The following is a 2,944-nucleotide window of genomic DNA, read 5'->3' as shown; positions in this document are numbered from 1 at the left end:
GATAAAAATTAGACGCATAGTTAATGATTTGTAAATAGTCGATTATTTATTAAAATTTTTGCTTCCAATTTTAAATGTTAAATTATTCCATATCCTTAAATTTAAATTATATTTATGATTATTCTATAATTGTATATCCGTTTAATGTCCATTAGCTGTTATGCTAGCAATAACCAGTCTATCGAAGATTCGTTCTCCAAAATACCTGCGGTTAAGCTTATATACAAACTCATTGAGGTATAGTTGCAGGTATTTTTTCTTGATTTTATGATAGGTTCCCACAAAATTTCTTTTGGCGTTACTTATTGCTATATGCACCCATTTTAGTGTTTCTTTGGTTGTTTGCGCATCTGATTTTTCGCTCATATGTATTTCTACATAATCGGCAATGTTGACATATGAGGTGCTTTTATCAGTAAATACAATTGTTTTCTCACCATCAATAGCTTTCTCAAAGGTTGCGTCGGTTCCTTCCGACTTATGATCGTCTAATACTTTAGCTTTGAAATAACGACATTGTCTTTCCACTTTTCCTGTGTCTATATCTTCAAGAATTGTGCTTTCTGCAATTACCATAACATTTGATTTGGTCTTGCTGCCACGACCTGCTTTTTGCGTGTTATGTGCTTGCTGCGAAGCTTCTACGGTAAAATAGCCTTCGTCCATCTCTATCATACCTTCCAAGGTATATCTATCATCACGCTGTCCCATTGCTTTGCGAAGTTTATGAACCATCGCCCAGACTGGCTCATATCTTTTTAACCCGAGTTGTCGTTGTATCTCTTTACTGGAAAAGCCTTTTTTTGTTGTACTTAACAAAAATATGGTCTTGTACCAAGTCATAAACGAAAGCTTTGAACTCTCCATTATAGTACCGCTAAGTAACGAAGTTCTTGAGTTGCAAGATTTGTATTGATAGCTCCATTTGTTTTGTAGCCAATAATGCTCTGTATCATGGCAACGCTTGCAAACAACTCCTTCTTTGTCTCGTTGCTCTTTAAGATGCAGCCTTCAACTCATATCATCAGTAAAATGAACTCCAAAGGAAAATATATTCATTGTCAACAGTTTTAATTTCAATGAAATATATAAATAAATTATCAATTTAGGGGTGTTTGCGGACATAAAAATATTTTTAAGACTAACTAATGTTGATATTTTTAATATTTATTGTGTCAAAATAGTCCTATGCATTTTTTTTCAGAAAAATATTACAAATATGTGCTTTATGTCTAAAAAATAAAACTTTTAACGACTTTTGTTCGAATTAATTTTAAATTGCAACGTCAAATAGCCCCAAATATTTAACTAATGAACCTAATAAACATTAAAAGACCAATAAAAGGTCAAGGCGAATATTTTGCTTTTTTAATTAGTTTCTTATTCATTATACTATTACCAATCAACTCTCAATCTCAACAATTAGCCTTTCCCAGCGCTGAAGGGTTTGGCAAATTTTCAGCTGGAGGTCGAGGTGGTCAAGTTATCAAGGTAACTAATTTAAATGACAGTGGTCCAGGTAGTCTAAGAGCCGCCTTACTTGCTAACGGGGCAAGAACAATAGTTTTTGATGTTGGAGGAACAATTAACCTTAATAGTGCCATTTATGTAACGAATGGGAATGTCACTGTAGCGGGTCAAACAGCACCCGGTGATGGCATCTTAATTCGAGGTTCAATGGTTCAGATTGAGGTTTCAAATGTAATCATATCTTACATACGTTTTCGACCAGGAAGTTCTGCGGCAAATACGGCTGATGGTTTAAATATTACTGCTTGGAATAATCGATTAGTAGAAAATGTAATTATAGATCATTGCTCAATAAGTTGGGCCGATGATGAAAATTTAGATATTCGTGCAGTCGGTTCAGGAATTGTTCAAAATATTACTATTCAAAATTCCATAATTTCAGAATGTGTTTATGGCGTATTATCTGGAGAAAGGACATACAACAAAACTTTTTATAAAAATTTCTTAGCTTTTAATCAAGAAAGAAACATTCGTTCTAATTTTCCAACGAATGGAGCTTTCGACTTCGAAATGATTAACAATGTTGTTTATGGCTTTAGATATGCTACCTATCCAAGTTTAGGTAGTAAATTCACAGTCTTAAATAATCATTACAGAAGGTCAAGTCAAATCTCTCCTTTAGGCGCTGCTGTTGATGGCACAACTAGCGGGCAAGGAACTCCTTCTCAAACATATGCTTATATTAATGGAAATATCACGCCGCCTGGAATTTCTGAATATAGCACAAATTTGTCACCATACTTACAAACCCTGCCGTTTAATAGTTCAGGAATTATTCCAATTAATGCAAGTGATATAGCAACTGAGCTTTTAACGCATGTTGGAGCTAGTTTACCTCGCAGAGATTCTGTTGATGAACGTTTGATAAATCAATACCAAGATGGAAATGGAACATTTTCTTCACCACGCATTTATCCTGTAATGTCAAATGGAACCCCACCACTTGATACTGATAACGACGGAATGCCAGATTATTGGGAAATAGAAAATGGTTTAAATTTTAACGATCCTTCCGATAGAAATATCACACAAACAAATGGGTATACAAATTTGGAGCATTATTTATGGAATATTAGTCTCATTAATACCCCATCCACCACCATCTCCCCAAACCAAACCATCTGCCAAGGTGAAGAAGTTACGATCACAGCAACTGGTGGCACAGGTTACCTATGGAATAGTGGGCAAAATACGGCATCTATAACGGTGGCACCTCAAGAAACAACACCTTATAGTGTTGATATTACATTAGATAGCGGCGAAACTCAAACTCAACAAGTCACCATCACCGTCAACCCCAACCCAGAAGCCAACGCCGGCGAAGACCAAAGCATTTGCCTTGGCGACACTGTCACCCTTACCGCATCAGGCGGAGCAAGTTACCTGTGGAGTAATGGCGCAACAACTCAAAGTA

The 2,944-nt window shown here is 35.7% G+C and carries 1 protein-coding gene and 1 pseudogene; one reads left to right on the top strand and one right to left on the bottom strand.

Going from position 1 to position 2,944, the window contains the following annotated elements; genetic code table 11:
- Positions 1-141: 141 nt before the first annotated feature.
- On the bottom strand, positions 142-1,008 hold the full coding sequence (locus V7Z48_RS05245; protein WP_334112348.1) for an IS1595 family transposase: 867 nt from the start codon (positions 1,006-1,008) through the stop codon (positions 142-144).
- A gap of 303 nt (positions 1,009-1,311) precedes the next feature.
- Here V7Z48_RS05245 and V7Z48_RS05240 point away from each other — a divergent pair.
- Positions 1,312-2,944: pseudogene (locus V7Z48_RS05240) on the top strand (hypothetical protein); the annotation flags it as partial.

Origin of the sequence: Paucihalobacter sp. (assembly GCF_036825875.1) — a bacterium.
Classification (GTDB): Bacteria; Bacteroidota; Bacteroidia; order Flavobacteriales; family Flavobacteriaceae; genus Paucihalobacter.
This window is presented reverse-complemented; position numbering and strand designations above follow the sequence as displayed.